The following is a 16565-nucleotide window of genomic DNA, read 5'->3' as shown; positions in this document are numbered from 1 at the left end:
AAATATCCCATATAAATCATATATCACAAGGTAAACTTGCCCAAGTTGCTTCCTACAACAACTGCAACTGTGCACTTATGCCTTTCAATAAAAGTAAATTTTAAACCATTCACATATATACTGTATGTATAACATCATTCAACTGAACGACAAAAATTTGTCGGAACTACAAACTATTGCCCAAGAACTGGGTATAAAAAAAACAGACTCACTCAAAAAAGAAGAACTTGTTTACAAGATACTTGACGAACAAGCTATCGCAGGCGCTACCAAGAAAGTTGCCGCCGACAAGCTGAAGGAAGAGCGTAAAGGGGAAAAGCAAAAACGCTCGCGCGTCACTGTAAAGACCGTAAAAAAGGAAGGTGCCGACAAAGTGTTCTCAGCCAATAAAAACGGAGACCTCACCAAAGCCAAAACAGAGGAAGCACCGGCTGCGAAAGAACAACCCAAAACTGTGGAAGCACCCCAAGAACCGACCATAGAAGCTGCAACGCCGGCGCCAGCCAAAGAAGCCGCCGTACCCAAACGCAAACCGGGACGCCCCCGCAAGGTAAAGGAAGAGACTGCCGCACCCCAAGCAACGGAAACCCCGAAGGTTGCCGAACCGGAATTGAACTTCGAGGCTAAAGCTCCGAAAACGGAACCCCAAGCGGAAGCTAAAAAAGTGGAAGCTAAAAAAGCCGTGAAGAATATCGTACCGGACGAAAGCCCTATCCTGGCCGAAGCGGCAGATGACTTCATCCCCATTGAAGACCTCCCTACGGAAAAAATAGAATTGCCATCCGAACTTATCGGCAAATTCGAAGCGACCAAAGCAGAAACTCCCGCAACTCCCACTCCTGCCGTTGCCCCTGCCGAACTGCAACCGCAACAGCCACAACGCCCACGCCTCCGTCCCCGTGACAACAACAACCCATATAATAATAACAACAATAATAACCGTACCGGTGGCTATAACCAACAGCGCCCCGTGCAGCAGCGCCCTGCACAACCGTATAACAACGGAGAGAACTATCCCGCCGCTCCGGAACGCAAACCCGTAATAGAACGCGAGAAGACGTACGAATTCGATGACATCCTCACCGGAACCGGTGTACTGGAAATCATGCAGGATGGCTACGGCTTCCTCCGTTCCTCCGATTACAACTATTTGTCCTCACCGGACGATATTTACGTATCACAATCACAAATCAAATTGTTCGGCCTGAAAACCGGTGATGTGGTAGAAGGCGTAATCCGTCCCCCGAAAGAAGGCGAAAAGTACTTCCCGCTGGTAAAAGTATCCAAAATAAACGGACGTGACCCGGCTTTCGTACGCGACCGCGTACCGTTCGAGCACCTCACCCCCCTCTTCCCGGACGAGAAGTTCAAGCTTTGCAAAGGCGGATACTCCGACTCTATGTCGGCCCGTGTCGTAGACTTGTTTGCCCCCATCGGCAAAGGTCAGCGTGCCTTGATTGTGGCACAGCCCAAAACCGGTAAGACCATCTTGATGAAAGACATAGCCAACGCCATTGCCGCCAATCATCCGGAAGTCTACATGATTATGCTGCTCATCGACGAACGCCCGGAGGAAGTTACCGACATGGCGCGTACCGTCAATGCGGAAGTAATCGCCTCTACCTTCGACGAACCGGCAGAACGCCACGTGAAGATTGCCGGCATCGTCCTTGAAAAAGCAAAACGCATGGTGGAATGCGGACACGATGTTGTCATCTTCCTCGACTCCATCACCCGCCTGGCACGTGCCTACAACACCGTATCCCCGGCTTCCGGCAAAGTGCTTTCCGGTGGTGTGGATGCCAACGCATTACATAAGCCCAAACGCTTCTTCGGTGCAGCACGTAACATCGAGGGCGGCGGTTCACTGACCATCCTTGCCACTGCCTTGATTGACACTGGCTCAAAGATGGACGAGGTTATCTTCGAAGAATTCAAGGGTACGGGTAATATGGAGTTGCAGCTCGACCGCAACTTGTCCAACAAGCGTATCTTCCCGGCTGTCAATATCGTTGCCTCCAGCACCCGCCGCGACGACCTGCTGCAAGACAAGCAGACACTGGACCGCATGTGGATTCTCCGCAAGTACCTTGCCGACATGAATCCGATAGAAGCCATGGACTTCGTAAAAGACCGTCTGGAGAAGACCAAAGACAACGACGAATTCCTGATGAGCATGAACAGTTAACAACAACTGCATACAGATATTGTACAAAAGCTTCCATTTACGTTCATAAACGTAGGTGGAAGCTTTTTTTATATCCGTTTTTTCATACATTTGCCACCATACAATAACCTTGAACAAATAAAATCCAAATCTGATGAAAACGATTCACTCTTTTATGGGAATGGCATTGTGCAGCTTTCCGGTAATGGCACAGCAATCGCCCAATTTTCTTATTATCCAATGCGACCATCTGACCCAGCGGGTAGTAGGCGCATACGGTGCCGACCCCAGCTGCACTCCACCTATAGACCGAATTGCCTCCCAAGGTGTAACATTTGCCAACGCATACGTGGGATGCCCCCTCAGCCAACCGTCACGCGCTGCCTTATGGAGCGGACTGATGCCGCATCAAACCAATGTACGTTCCAACTCGGCCGAACACATCAATCCTCCGCTGCCCGACAGCATTCCGACCCTGGGAAGCCTCTTCACCGCCAACGGTTATGAGGCCGTCCACTTTGGCAAAACCCATGACATGGGTTCCCTAAGGGGATTCCGCCACAAGGAACCGGTTGCCAAGCCCTTCACCGACCCCGAATTTCCCGTCAACAATGACAGCTTTCTGGATGTAGGAACCTGCGAGGATGCCGTGGCCTATCTCAGCAATCCACCGCAAGAACCTTTCATCTGCATAGCCGATTTCCAAAACCCGCACAATATCTGCGGATATGTAGGCGAAAATAAAGGGGAGCACATAGATAGCCCCATCAGTACCCCACTCCCGCTACTACCCGAAAACTTTGAAGTGGAAGACTGGGAAAAACTTCCGTTGCCCATTCAGTACATCTGCTGCAGCCACCGGAGGATGATGCAAGCCGCCCACTGGAACGAGGACAATTACCGGCACTACGTCGCCGCCTTCCAGCATTACACGCGGATAGTGGCCAGACAGATAGAGAGTGTACTGGAAGCCCTCTACTCCACTCCCGCCGGCAAAAATACAATTGTCATTGTACTGGCAGACCACGGAGACGGAATGGGGTCACACCGCATGGTAACCAAGCAGGTCAGCTTTTACGAAGAAATGACAAATGTGCCCTTCATCATAGCCGGTCCCGGCATTCATCCCCGTCAAAAACCGGTGGAAGATTTACTGACCCAACCCACTATCGACCTGCTGCCCACTCTCTGTGAACTGGCAGGCATTCCGGTGCCTTCCTCCAAGCCCGGCATCAGCCTTGCCCCTTTTCTGCAAGGCGAGAAGCAAAAGAGGCAGCACCCCTATGCAGCCTCCGAATGGCACAGTGAATACGAAGTGACCGTCAGCCCGGGACGGATGATACGCAGTCCCAGATACAAATACACACACTATCTGGAAGGCAACGGGGAAGAACTGTATGATATGCTGAAGGATAAAGGAGAAAGACGAAACCTTGCCCATGACCCCAAATACTCAAAGATTCTGGCCGAGCACCGGGCACTGCTGGACGACTACATCCGCCGCACACAGGACGACTACCGAAGCCTGAAAGTTGAAGCCGACAAGAGATGGCGCAGCCACGCACCGGGATATCCCAACCACGAAGGACCCTGCGCCAGAGACATTATCAATAGAAAGTAAGCAAAAAGAACTAAAAAAAACAGAATAATATAGATGATTATCAGTGCCTTGACCGGCACTTCCATTCTTTTCGCCCATCCCGCTGCAAGTCTTCAATAATATTCTGCTTCAAAAGAAGGCAGTTAAAGGGATTTTTTGTACTTTTGCGCCTCAATAAGAGTAATTTGTAATTTAGTAATTGTAATTAGATACTATGTTCGATAATTTAAGCGAGAGACTTGAAAGGTCGTTTAAAATTTTGAAAGGTGAGGGCAAAATCACCGAAATCAATGTTGCGGAAACCCTGAAAGACGTACGTAAGGCACTTTTGGATGCCGACGTGAACTATAAGGTAGCCAAAAACTTCACCGATACCGTTAAGGAAAAAGCCTTGGGACAAAACGTGCTGACAGCCGTTAAGCCCAGCCAGCTGATGGTAAAAATCGTACACGATGAACTGACCCAGCTCATGGGCGGCGAGACTTCTGAAATAAACCTCGACTCCAAGCCTGCCATTATCCTAATGTCCGGTTTGCAAGGCTCTGGTAAAACAACTTTCTCCGGAAAGCTGGCCCGCATGCTGAAGAGCAAGAAGAACAAAAAGCCGTTATTGGTGGCTTGTGACGTGTACCGTCCTGCCGCTATCGAGCAGTTGCGTGTACTGGCTGAACAGATTGACGTACCGATGTACTCGGAAGCGGACAGCAAAAATCCGGTAGCCATTGCCCAAAATGCCATCCAAGAAGCCAAAGCCAAAGGTTACGACCTTGTAATTGTCGATACAGCCGGTCGTCTGGCAGTGGATGAGGAGATGATGAACGAGATTGCCGCCATCAAGAAGGCCATCAATCCGGACGAGATTCTGTTCGTAGTGGATTCAATGACCGGTCAGGATGCAGTGAATACCGCTAAGGAATTCAACGAACGGCTCGACTTCAATGGTGTAGTATTGACCAAACTGGATGGTGATACCCGCGGTGGTGCCGCCCTTTCTATCCGTTCGGTGGTAAACAAGCCCATCAAGTTTGTAGGTACCGGTGAAAAGCTGGATGCCATCGACCAGTTCCATCCCTCACGTATGGCCGACCGTATTCTCGGTATGGGTGACATCGTATCTTTGGTGGAACGTGCGCAGGAACAATATGACGAGGAAGAAGCCAAACGCCTGCAAAAGAAGATTGCCAAGAACCAGTTCGACTTCAACGACTTCCTGAGCCAGATTGCACAAATCAAGAAAATGGGTAACTTGAAGGAACTTGCCTCCATGATACCGGGCGTAGGTAAAGCCATCAAGGATATAGACATTGACGACAATGCCTTCAAGAGCATTGAAGCCATCATCTACTCCATGACTCCGGAAGAACGCAGCAATCCGGCCATTCTGAACGGTTCACGCCGCCAGCGCATTGCCAAAGGTAGCGGTACGAATATTCAGGAAGTAAACCGCCTGCTGAAACAGTTTGACCAGACCCGCAAGATGATGAAGATGGTCACTGGCAGCAAGATGGGTAAGATGATGCCGAAACTTAAAAGATAAGATAACAGCCTATGACACTGATTGATGGAAAAGCAATTTCAGAGCAAGTAAAGCAAGAGATTGCAGCAGAAGTAGCCGAGATAGTGGCTCGTGGGGGTAAACGCCCGCATCTGGCCGCCATTCTTGTAGGACACGATGGAGGTAGCGAAACCTACGTCGCCGCCAAAGTAAAGGCATGCGAAGTTTGCGGATTCAAGTCCTCACTTATCCGCTACGAGGCAGACGTTACTGAAGAGGAACTGCTCGCCAAGGTACGCGAATTGAACGAGGATGCGGATGTGGACGGTTTCATCGTACAGCTTCCCTTGCCCAAGCATATCTCCGAGCAGAAAGTGATTGAAACCATCGACTACCGTAAGGATGTGGACGGTTTCCATCCCATCAATGTGGGACGGATGTCCATTGGTCTTCCCTGCTATGTATCCGCTACCCCCAACGGTATCCTCGAACTGCTGAAGCGCTATCAGATAGAGACTTCAGGCAAGAAATGCGTGGTATTGGGACGCAGCAACATTGTAGGCAAACCCATGGCTGCCCTGATGATGCAGAAAGCTTATCCCGGCGATGCCACAGTGACCGTATGCCACAGCCGCAGCAAAGACCTGGTAAAGGAATGCCAGGAAGCGGACATCATCATTGCTGCGTTGGGACAACCGAACTTTGTTAAGGCGGAAATGGTCAAGGAAGGCGCTGTCGTTATTGATGTAGGTACTACCCGTGTGCCCGATACCTCCAAGAAATCCGGATTCAAGTTGACCGGTGATGTGAAATTCGACGAAGTAGCTCCCAAATGTTCATTCATTACCCCCGTACCGGGAGGCGTAGGTCCCATGACCATCGTTTCCCTTATGAAGAATACATTGCTCGCCGGCAAGAAAGCAATCTACCAATAACAAGGCGATGAAAACGCTCGCCGTCTTCATTGTTGTCCTACTGTATAGCGTAACCCTTTCCTCGCAGGAAAGGATTACGCTATTATTTGTCGGCGACCTGATGCAGCACCAGGCACAAATAGACGCTGCACATGTATCTGAAGGAAAATATGACTACTCCTCCTGCTTCTCCCTCATAAAAGAGCAAATATCCCAGGCAGACCTCGCCATAGGAAATCTGGAAGTCACATTGGGGGGCAGGCCCTATCGGGGCTATCCTATGTTCAGCGCCCCCGATGAATATCTTCAGGCCATAAAGGACGCCGGATTCGATATTTTACTGACAGCCAACAACCACTGTCTGGACCGTGGAAAAAAGGGAATGGAGCGTACCATACAATTGCTTGACTCCTCCGGTATTCGTTACGCAGGCACCTACAAGAATCTGTCGGAGCGCAGGCAACGCTATCCCCTGTTCATCAACAGAAACGGCTTTCGCATTGCCCTACTCAACTATACTTACGGCACCAATGGTATCAAGGCTACCTCTCCCAATATCGTAAACTATATTGATAAGAATACCATCCTGCAAGATATCCAAAGTGCCAAGGCACGCCAACCGGATGCCATTATTGCCTGCATGCATTGGGGAGAGGAATATCAGTCCCTTCCCAACCGTGAGCAACGCGAACTGGCCAACTGGTTGCTCCAACAAGGCGTAACACATATTATCGGTTCACACCCTCACGTCATTCAACCGATGGAACTACGTACCAACGGTACCGAACAGCACATCATAGTCTACTCCTTGGGAAACTTCATTTCCAATATGAGCAAGGCCAACACTGACGGCGGCCTCATCTTCACTTTGCAGTTGGAGAAACATCCTCTCCCCCAACCCATCCGTCCCTCTTACACCGGTCAGAGTCAGACGCCCCTGCCAGACTCCAATCCTCTGCCTTTTCCATACTGTCGTGTTTCCTATTGTGGATATAATCTGGTCTGGACCGGCCGGCCGGAACTTACTAAAGAAAAAAATTACATTCTTTATCCTGCCAGTTTTCCTACAGAACATTTAACGCCGGAAGCTCGTAAACACCTGGAAATCTTTGTCAAAAGCTCTCGAAAGCTGCTCCAGCAGCACAATATAGGTATCTACGAGAAGAAAAAATAATGCAGAAATCTCAAAAATTTTCGTCTCATTCTTTGCAATATTAAAGATTATCCCTATCTTTGCACCGCATTTAAGAAATGCACTAACATGGTGGCTGTAGTTCAGTTGGTTAGAGCGTCAGATTGTGGTTCTGAATGTCGTGGGTTCGAGTCCCATCTGCCACCCGCAAAGAAGAGGAAATTCGAAAGAATATTCCTCTTTTTTTGTTATTGTCCAAACAATCCCCCAAAGGGAGGCAACGTGGAATCAATGTAAAAAATTGTAGGGATACTCCTCACAGAGTATCCCTACATCATAGGAAGGAATCAATTACCTAAACCAGTCCTTGTACAAAAGAGTTTACTTTCTCAAAATGTTCAAAATAGCTGGAAACTTATTCCGATATTTTGCATTCTGTATCAATCACACTTAATAGTACTTCCTTCCTTACTTTATCAAGCCAGTGATAAGACAACCCGTTATCACCTTATAGAAATAAGAATACAAAAAGAATATTTCATCTTTCAAAAAACATTCTATACCAATAACTCTACTATTTTCGATTTCCGACATGCAAATATAACCCTTTTTGTTTATACGAAAAGCAAAATCAGTTATCTTTGCAAAGATGAAATTCAATCAAATATGAAAATTCTCTGGATAGACCTCAATAGCTCGTATGCACACTCTTCGTTGGCACTCCCTGCACTGCACGCACAAATAGCAAAGAACAATTCCGTAAAATGGGAAATCGTATCTGCCACCATCAATGAAAACGTAGGAATGATTGTCGACGAAATATACCGGCACCAACCCGACATCATTGCCGCAACGACATGGTTGTTCAACCACGAACAACTGTTGCACATCACAGCGAGATTAAAAGCATTGCTTCCCAATAGCTACTTCATCTTGGGTGGACCTGAATTCTTAGGAAACAATGAAGACTTTCTGCATAAAAACCCTTTCATCGACTGTGTATTCAGGGGAGAGGGAGAAGAAGCATTCCCCCAATGGCTGTCTTGCTGGAACCAGCCGGAAAAGTGGAACAGTATTCCGGGACTCTGCTATATGAATCCTCAAAAGCAATATATAGACAACGGCATAGCCCGTGTACTTAACTTTTCACGGCTCGTACCACCGGAAAACAGCTGTTTTTTCAACTGGAGCAAACCATTCGTACAACTGGAGACTACCCGAGGCTGTTTCAACACATGCGCATTCTGCGTCAGCGGTGAAGAAAAACCGGTGCGCACACTGTCCATTGAAAGTATCCGTGAACGCCTTCAAATTATCCACAGTCATGGAATAAAAAACGTACGCGTCCTCGACCGGACCTTTAATTATAATCCGCGCCGTGCTAAAGAATTACTGCAACTTTTCCTGGAATTCAACCCGGACATATGCTTTCACTTAGAAATACACCCTGCACTATTATCCGAAGAGCTGAAAAATGAATTGAAAAAGCTACCTAAAGGATTGCTCCATCTCGAGGCCGGTATTCAAAGCCTGCGCGAACCGGTCCTCCAGAAAAGCCGTCGGATGGGAAGCCTGGAGGACTCACTGCAAGGTCTTCGTTTCCTATGTTCCCTACCCAATATGGAAACACACGCCGACCTCATTGCCGGCTTGCCTCTATACCACCTATCCGAAATATTTGAAGATGTGCGTACACTTGCCGGATACAATGCCGGCGAGATACAGCTTGAATCCCTGAAGTTACTTCCCGGCACAGAAATGAGAAGAAGAGCGGAAGAACTAGGCATCCGATATTCTCCTCTCCCCCCTTATGAAGTGCTTCAAACAAATGAAATCAGTGTCAACGAGCTTCAAACAGCCCGGCAACTGTCACGTCTTCTGGATGGATTCTATAACACAACTGCTTGGCAAGCCATCACCCGCAAGCTGATTCTGGACGACAACGACTTCCTACGTCGCTTTCTGGAATTTTTAATCGATAAAAATCTTATAGACCAGCCCATGAGCCTGGAAAAGCGAGGCCTCGTACTCTATGAATTCTGCAGTATGCATTATCCGGCCTATAAAATCATGGTCACCATTGCCTGGATAGAGGCAGGCATGTCATTAAAGAAAAAACCAGCAGAGAAAGTCAAGACCAAGCGCCAGATGCCACCGGAATATTGGGAAGTCATCTATGGAAACTACAAAGAAAGCCTCCGCTTATGTTTTCTACCCATTGACGACAATACCCAAAATGGTTATTGGTTCGGCTTCGAATCGGAAATACAAAAAGCAGAACCAGTATTCAAAGCCAAAGGAATAATGGAGAGGTGTCAAAATACACAATCACCGCAGATTAACACAAATAAAAGTTCTTGATTATCAGAAATTCTATAGCAATCTGTGTAACCTGCGGCGAGTTATGCCCTCATTTCTTCTCCTATCCGCAGTGGAAATACTTCTCGACCAGTTTCAGCATCTCCTCCGGACTGTCTTGTATCTCTGCACGCAAGGTTCTATCCTCGTAAGAACGCAGTTTGGAAATAACCCCATCAACCATTGCAGGACTGAACACATGATATTGCTCAAAGACAGCACGCTGTCTTTCCAAACAATCGGCAGAAGCGGCACAACTGTCAGGAAGCTGTTCCAGTTGTTTCAACTTATCTTCATTTTCTTTCTTGTGGATATTTACATTGACATATGTTTTTTCTGCAATTCCTAAAGCATCGTCTATCTCAAATCCATAACGGCAAGCTACAGCAAGTCCGGCAATCAATTGATACAAATCGGCCGAACCGTCAGGCGAACGCATTTCCACCGTCTGTTTCTGTGTAGTATCATAATGACTTGGGGTCTCCAACGGATTTGCCAACATGCACATATCCGTTTTTGCCGACCAGCCCAACGGAACGCGTACCAATACCGAACGGTTGCGGTCGCCCCAGCAAATGTTGGTCGGTGCTTCCTGATGAGGAACCAGACGAAAATAGGAAGTAGGATTTGTATTACCGAAAGCCGTAATGGAAGAAGCCAGCTTCATCATGCCCGCAATGGCCTTACGGGCTGTTTCAGAAAGTGCCCCATCTTTCAGCATCTGGTTCTGCCCGTCCTTCATGATACGCATATGTATATGCAATCCGGAACCGGCTTTTCCTGCCGTGATTTTCGGTGCAAAAGTAATGTTATATCCATACTGGCTAGCCAGATTACGAATAACCCATTTTGCTATCACCAGTTGGTCAGCAGCCTCCTCGGCACGCACCGGCAGGAACTCTATTTCATTCTGCTCATAAATCTTATCGTCCAGCGTAAAATTACCGACTTCAGAATGCCCATACTTTATCTGTCCGCCTGCCTGCGCAATATATGACATACATTCCGTACGGAAATCATTGAACTTGGCATAAGGGGCCGATTCGTGATAACCACGCTGGTCGGTAGCCGGGAACAATCCGTCATTTTCAGAAATGACATAATATTCCAATTCTCCCATAGCCTGAAATTCCATCCCCGTAACCGTAGTGAATGCCTGACATGCCTTACGCAGGGTATATTCCGGAGAACTTTCCAGCGGTTCACCATCCTTATTGAAATAAGAACAGAGCATTGACAGTGTGGGCAATTCAGAAAAAGGGTCTATAAAAGCGGTCCGGAAACGCGGCACTACATACAAATCACTGCTACCGGCCTCTATAAACGGAAACAAGCTGGAACCATCTACGCGTTCACCACATGTAAGTATGGCATCAAGGTATGCTTCATTATTGATGACAAAGTTCAGTGTCTTCAGTCTCCCGTCTGCCGCAGGATACATGAAGTTCACCATACGAATGTCGTTCTCCTTTATATAGGAAACAATGTCTGCTTTCGTAAATTCGGAAGCCGGTTTTTGAAGGGCAGCCACCAATAGATTGGGGCTCATGGATAATTCCTGGTTCATAATACGCTGATTGTTTTTAGTTTTCTATATGGTTAACAAAACACATGCAATTTTCTGTCACAATAAAAAACTGCTGTTTCGCAAAGATACTAAAAGTTGTATCAGAAAAAAAACAAACAACCTAAATCTTATCAGAGAGCCTCAACCTTTTCCGTCGTATCCCCACTTCACGTAAATAGCCCCCCAAGCAAATCCTGCTCCGAATGCTGTAAAAATCAGTTTATCCCCCTTTTTCAGCTTATCCTCGAAATCCCATACACACAATGGAAGCGTGCCGGCACTTGTATTTCCATACCGTTCTATATTGACCATTACCTTTTCAGGAGATACTCCCAAGCGTTGCGAAACAGCAGTAATTATACGCATGTTTGCCTGATGGGGAATCACCCAGTCAATGTCCTCCTTCGCCAAGTGATTCCTCTCCATGACCGCCTCACAAGCATCCGCCATATTGGCCACAGCATATTTAAAGACTGTACGTCCTTCTTGATAAATATAATGCATCCGATTGTCCAGTGTATAGTAAGATGGAGCACATACGGAGCCTCCCGCTTTGATATGTAAAAAGGGCAGACCTTTCCCGTCTGTTCTCAATACGGCATCCATTACTCCCATACCTTCCCGGGTGGGTTCCAGCATGAAAGCGGCAGCACCGTCACCAAAAATCGGACAAGTGGCACGATCGGTATAATCAATCACCGACGACATTTTATCAGCCCCTACTACAATGACCTTCTTGTATTTTCCCGAACGGATAAAATTGGCTCCAGTTTCCAATGCATACAAAAAGCCACTACAAACAGCCTGCATATCAAAAGCAAAAGCATTCTTAAGCTTTACTCTCTCACATAATATGGATGCTGTTGAAGGAAAATGATAATCGGCCGTTGTAGTGGCCACAATCACCAAATCAATATCATCAGGATTAGATTTTGTACGTTGCATTAATTGTTTTACAGCTTTACGGGCCATATACGAAGTCCCCAATCCTTCTTCGTGCAAGATACGTCTTTCCTTTATACCGATACGCCCCATTATCCACTCATCTGTCGTATCTACCATTTTGGATATTTCTTCATTGGTCAGAATATAGTCAGGAACATACCCTCCCACTCCCGTAATTACTGCATTTATTTTCTCCATTAATTCTAGCTAGTTTAGTATTGGAATCGGCTCAAAGATAATATTCTTAAAACGCCGAGCGCAAATATACTGAAAAGAGGGTAAAATCCAATAAAGGAAGAACAAAAAGACACTCCCGACAAACTATCACATGGATATACAAAAAAAATCAACTGTCCTTTTTCTATCATTCTTTTGTCAATTTTGTATCAATGAGTTTGAGCAATACAGACTAAATTTGCATAATAAAATGTATCGGGCATTTAAAGAGCTAGTAACTAATCAAAAATACATACAAATAAAATTAACATAACATTTTTATATCTTATGAAACAAAACCGCTTAATTAGTATTGGGACTTTCATTTTAGTGCTTGCACTTTCAGGCCTTATGACAGGTTGTATGGAGAAAGACGTATACGACCCGAATCGTAAAAAAGAACCTCTTCCTGACCCGGATAAATATTTCGGCTTTGAGATGCGCAGTGATGTCCGGCTTTCTGTCAACTATGACATTTACGGGTTTACTCCTTTGATAGAAATTTACGGTGAAAATCCGATGGAAACAGTGGAAGGTACGCCGATAAAGAAAGAGGGTATAGAAGCCTTGTTCAAAACCTATACCGACAACAGCGGTAAGTATGAGGGAAAAATGCAGCTTCCTACCTATCTTAATAAAGTTTATTTATATACTGCGACATGGGGATTGCCGGGATGCATAGAACTTGAAATTAAAGACAATGCTGTCATTTTTGACATGTCGGCAAAATCAAATCCTAAAACAAAGTCTGTCACTCGCGCTTCGTCTGATGTACCTTATTTAGTAAACAAATCCCAAAATCTATACTCACTGTGCTATTGGGGAGAAGGAGGTCAGCTGGACAGCCAATATATGACAAAGGAAAAAAATATTGGTGATGAAAGTGTTTTGGATTTGGCAGACCGGATGAAAACATTCTTCAATAAAGGCGGACAAGACAATTCAAAATTACTTGGTAATGGAAAAACTATTAATATTTCGATAAAGGAGGACAACACCGCATTAAATCTCATTTTTCTCAATCGAAGTGCAAGTTATAATAATACTTTCGGATATTATTTTTATAAAACCGGAACGTCCGTCGATGTAGACCAAGTGAGGAAATACATTATATTCCCCAATGTGTCTTTTGACTGGTATGGCGGCCAAATATTGATTTTAGAATCCGGAAATAAAGTTCGTCTGCTTTACTTCGATGAAGACGGCCAAGCCCATGATACATTCCCAGCAGGATATACAGTAGGCTGGTTTCTTTATGCCGACGGTTTTAAGAACGGTTATGGAAATAATTTAGAAGATTATCTTAAATTGCCTGATTTATATAATCCATACGATTCAAATCTTCGCACTTCCAATCCCAAAAACAACATGCCAGCCTTTGTCTCTGTTAAAGACCCCAAAAGCGGCAAGACGATTCTTGGAGCAGAAGATGGTGTAAATCAAAGCTACTGTGACCTTTTATTTTATGTAGATGCTACTCCGGGAAGTTCTATTGACGATCCTGAAAGGCCGTCTATTCCCGATGAAGGTGATAAAGAAGAACCAAAACCCGATGAAGATGAAAATGTTACCGGCACACTGGCATTCGAAGATATTTGGCCTTCCGGTGGCGATTATGACATGAATGACGTAATTGTAGAATACGAACGCAAAGTCTATTTCGACAAAAAGAATATAGTAACGAAGATCGTTGACGAATTCACTCCGGTACATGATGGCGCTACATATGTTAACGCATTTGCCTATCAGATAGATGCAGCACAAATTGGCGATAAAATCACTTTGCCGGAAGGTGCAATATTGGAAAAAGAGACTTCGTCCATTATCGTAATGTCCAATGCCAAACAGAATATAGGTAATAAATATGTAGTCACCAGAGAATTCAACGGTTCTTTCCTAAAGAATCAGCTATTGTCCTATAATCCATACATCATCGTAAAATATTCACAAGGAAAGCGGAATCGCACAGAAGTTCATCTGCCCAAACACAAAGCTACAGCTTATGCCAATCAGTCATTGATTGGCAGCAATGATGATGCTTACTATATCGACCGTAAAGGAGCATATCCATTTGCTATCGATATACCGATGCTAGGGTTTACCCCGGTAACAGAAAGGAACAGAATTGACAGCCAATATCCCGGTTTTGCTACATGGGCAAAATCAATGGGAAATGACTGTAAGGATTGGTATAAAAAATAACAGAACAAAAGACAATGAATCATGTGTGGAGTGCCCCCTTATTCGGACGCTCCACCTGTTTTTTTTGAATTATTGCATATCGACTTGGAGAAATATTATATTCTGCCATGAAACACCTGGAAAAATAAGAAGGATTGGAATAGCCTACCATATACATTACTTCCGATACAGTGAATCTGCCTTGTAATAAAAGTGTAGCGGCTCTTATCATCCTAACACGCCGAATAAGGCTTACTGGAGTAACCCCCGTCAACTGTTTAATCTTTCGATACAACAGTTTTCGATTCATTCCCAACAGTTGACAGAGCATAGCAACATTAAACTCTGTATTTTCCATATGCTCTTCCAACACTGAAACAAGCTTGTTAAGCCAAATTCGTTTCAATTCCAGTTGTCTGTTTTCCAATGGTTTGCATGAATCCATTTTCTCCAATTTTAATATTCCTTCTAAGATCTGTTTGGCTTGTAGTGAGTCCATACCAACTTGATTTTGCAAAGCCTGCAGTTCATTTTTATCTGGTAAAGACACAATAATATTAATTAAGACTCCAGTATCATTTTCCTCACATCTTATGTCAACCTGGCCTTGATATAGATTAACAAATTTGGGAATTAAATGTAACCCCACAAGAGCGATTATTTCATCTATTATTTTAAGATATTCTTTCATATCTTTCTTGCCTTTTGGTATAAGTACAAATTATCCAAATATCAGACAAACATTCTCTCACGGTATTCTGACGGAGTAGTGCCTGTATGCTTACGAAAAAAACGTGTCATCGTAGAATTCGATTGAAAATTAGTTCGTGAAACCACTTCCTTTATTTCAAGATTGGAGTCTTTCAATAAGACTTTTATCTCAAGTATGGTATATTCCACAATCCACTCTTTAGCCGAACGACCAGTATTATCTGTTATTAACATTGTCAGATATTTAGGTGAGATACACATCTTATCTGCATAAAATGCCACATCACGACTTATAGTATGATACTCTATAACCAAATAAAAGAATTCAAAAACCTGCTTCTCTTTACGTACAAACTTCACGGAAGCCATAGCCTTGGGGTTACTCTTATAGCCCACATACAAGTCCCAATAATAAACCCTCAATAAATACATCACCGATTCCCTCCTAAGAAAGGCACAAGATAAATCTACACGGCATGACAATATATGACAGAAATGAACAAAGCGCTTATACTCTTCTTCACTGAGCGGAGAGCTATAATATTTCCTCATATAGAAAAAATAGTCAAGTGTAAGCCTACCCAGCCCATTAATGGTATCCATAAACAATTTCTTTGGTACTTTAAAGAAAATAACGGCAAAGTCTGTACTGATTTCGGTTATACTTGCCAACTGATAAGGAAAAATAGTTATCAAATCATTCTTCACAACCCTGCGTTTATTAGAAAACACATTAAAAAGAGCAGAGCCTCCGGTACAAACTCCATTTATCCCTTCTTCTAGATATGTCGGAATCCCGTCAAGAGGCAAATCAATTACCTTTGTATAAATATTGAACTCCTCTAAATCAAACACACCACTTGAAAAAGGCCTATTATCTTTTGTAGCTTTTACCATATTTGTTTTAAATATTATGCTAAGTTACAAAAGAAAATCATTTTTAGATTATTTGTTCTAAAATTGCACATATATACTGAAGTTCAGTCAAAACTAAAGTATAAATTCTTATTCTATAAAGGGCTAAATAATATCCGATAGGGCAGAGATAATGGAATAAAAAAAGTCCCACAAATCGTTGAATTTATGAGACTTACCTATTCATTATCCAGTTAGTTCAGCGGAGAGACAGGATTATGAACCTTTCTCTCCAAAATCCTTATGAATCAACATTTTAATTCAGTTCAATTTTTCAAGTGTAACGATTTAGTAACTGAAAACTGTCTTTTTGTGTCACTCATAGACTTTCGCTTGTCTAAGCTTTATCATTACATTACAAAGG

The 16565-nt window shown here is 44.4% G+C and carries 11 protein-coding genes and 1 tRNA gene; 8 read left to right on the top strand and 4 right to left on the bottom strand.

The window, feature by feature from the left end; genetic code table 11:
- Positions 1-124 precede the first annotated feature (124 nt).
- The 7 genes from rho (at position 125) to DW800_RS03150 (ending at position 9669) form a co-directional block, all read left to right on the top strand.
- Positions 125-2188 (top strand): transcription termination factor Rho, encoded by a 2064-nt coding sequence (rho, locus tag DW800_RS03180; RefSeq protein ID WP_119957801.1) that lies wholly within the window; start codon positions 125-127, stop codon positions 2186-2188.
- Between the two features lie 133 nt (positions 2189-2321).
- A complete protein-coding gene (locus tag DW800_RS03175) occupies positions 2322-3788 on the top strand; it encodes a sulfatase (protein WP_165859883.1) in 1467 nt (488 codons plus the stop codon).
- Between the two features lie 193 nt (positions 3789-3981).
- Positions 3982-5304, top strand: coding sequence for a signal recognition particle protein (gene ffh / locus DW800_RS03170; protein WP_119957799.1), 1323 nt, complete (start codon positions 3982-3984; stop codon positions 5302-5304).
- 11 nt (positions 5305-5315) lie between these two features.
- Entirely contained in the window at positions 5316-6197 is an 882-nt protein-coding gene (folD, locus tag DW800_RS03165; protein WP_117866760.1) for a bifunctional methylenetetrahydrofolate dehydrogenase/methenyltetrahydrofolate cyclohydrolase FolD, read from the top strand.
- 7 nt (positions 6198-6204) lie between these two features.
- Positions 6205-7350 (top strand): CapA family protein, encoded by a 1146-nt coding sequence (locus tag DW800_RS03160; protein ID WP_005831561.1) that lies wholly within the window; start codon positions 6205-6207, stop codon positions 7348-7350.
- 90 nt (positions 7351-7440) lie between these two features.
- Positions 7441-7514 (top strand) — tRNA-His (locus DW800_RS03155).
- 460 nt (positions 7515-7974) lie between these two features.
- Positions 7975-9669, top strand: coding sequence for a B12-binding domain-containing radical SAM protein (locus tag DW800_RS03150; RefSeq protein WP_117703177.1), 1695 nt, complete (start codon positions 7975-7977; stop codon positions 9667-9669).
- 61 nt (positions 9670-9730) lie between these two features.
- On the opposite strand, the gene DW800_RS03145 is transcribed toward DW800_RS03150, so the two are convergent.
- Together DW800_RS03145 and DW800_RS03140 are read right to left on the bottom strand one after the other, a co-directional pair.
- Complete coding sequence (locus tag DW800_RS03145; RefSeq protein WP_005832480.1) at positions 9731-11233, bottom strand: glutamine synthetase family protein; 1503 nt, start codon at positions 11231-11233, stop codon at positions 9731-9733.
- Between the two features lie 141 nt (positions 11234-11374).
- Complete coding sequence (locus tag DW800_RS03140) at positions 11375-12376, bottom strand: beta-ketoacyl-ACP synthase III (protein ID WP_117703178.1); 1002 nt, start codon at positions 12374-12376, stop codon at positions 11375-11377.
- A 306-nt stretch (positions 12377-12682) separates the two neighbouring features.
- Between DW800_RS03140 and DW800_RS03135 the strand changes: the two genes are divergently transcribed.
- Positions 12683-14596: an LruC domain-containing protein gene (locus tag DW800_RS03135; protein WP_117703179.1), complete on the top strand. Its 1914-nt coding sequence runs from the start codon at positions 12683-12685 to the stop codon at positions 14594-14596.
- 19 nt (positions 14597-14615) lie between these two features.
- Here the strand turns inward: DW800_RS03135 and DW800_RS03130 are convergent, their stop codons facing one another.
- Positions 14616-15266 carry a helix-turn-helix domain-containing protein gene (locus DW800_RS03130; protein ID WP_227224495.1) on the bottom strand — a complete coding sequence of 217 codons (651 nt, stop codon included), beginning with the start codon at positions 15264-15266 and terminating at the stop codon, positions 14616-14618.
- 41 nt (positions 15267-15307) lie between these two features.
- Complete coding sequence (locus DW800_RS03125; RefSeq protein WP_005831578.1) at positions 15308-16183, bottom strand: helix-turn-helix domain-containing protein; 876 nt, start codon at positions 16181-16183, stop codon at positions 15308-15310.
- Positions 16184-16565: the final 382 nt, after the last annotated feature.

This window comes from Bacteroides sp. AM32-11AC (assembly GCF_003603515.1).
Classification (GTDB): Bacteria; Bacteroidota; Bacteroidia; order Bacteroidales; family Bacteroidaceae; genus Bacteroides; species Bacteroides uniformis.
Note: the sequence above shows the minus strand (reverse complement) of the source record. Positions and strands in the feature narration are given on the sequence as shown.

Bases quoted from the DNA above. Each gene is read 5' to 3' on its own strand.
- rho (WP_119957801.1), top strand. From the start codon at position 125: ATGTATAACATCATTCAACTGAACGACAAAAATTTGTCGGAACTACAA.
- DW800_RS03175 (WP_165859883.1), top strand. From the start codon at position 2,322: ATGAAAACGATTCACTCTTTTATGGGAATGGCATTGTGCAGCTTTCCG.
- ffh (WP_119957799.1), top strand. From the start codon at position 3,982: ATGTTCGATAATTTAAGCGAGAGACTTGAAAGGTCGTTTAAAATTTTG.
- folD (WP_117866760.1), top strand. From the start codon at position 5,316: ATGACACTGATTGATGGAAAAGCAATTTCAGAGCAAGTAAAGCAAGAG.
- DW800_RS03160 (WP_005831561.1), top strand. From the start codon at position 6,205: ATGAAAACGCTCGCCGTCTTCATTGTTGTCCTACTGTATAGCGTAACC.
- DW800_RS03150 (WP_117703177.1), top strand. From the start codon at position 7,975: ATGAAAATTCTCTGGATAGACCTCAATAGCTCGTATGCACACTCTTCG.
- DW800_RS03145 (WP_005832480.1), bottom strand. From the start codon at position 11,233: ATGAACCAGGAATTATCCATGAGCCCCAATCTATTGGTGGCTGCCCTT.
- DW800_RS03140 (WP_117703178.1), bottom strand. From the start codon at position 12,376: ATGGAGAAAATAAATGCAGTAATTACGGGAGTGGGAGGGTATGTTCCT.
- DW800_RS03135 (WP_117703179.1), top strand. From the start codon at position 12,683: ATGAAACAAAACCGCTTAATTAGTATTGGGACTTTCATTTTAGTGCTT.
- DW800_RS03130 (WP_227224495.1), bottom strand. From the start codon at position 15,266: ATGAAAGAATATCTTAAAATAATAGATGAAATAATCGCTCTTGTGGGG.
- DW800_RS03125 (WP_005831578.1), bottom strand. From the start codon at position 16,183: ATGGTAAAAGCTACAAAAGATAATAGGCCTTTTTCAAGTGGTGTGTTT.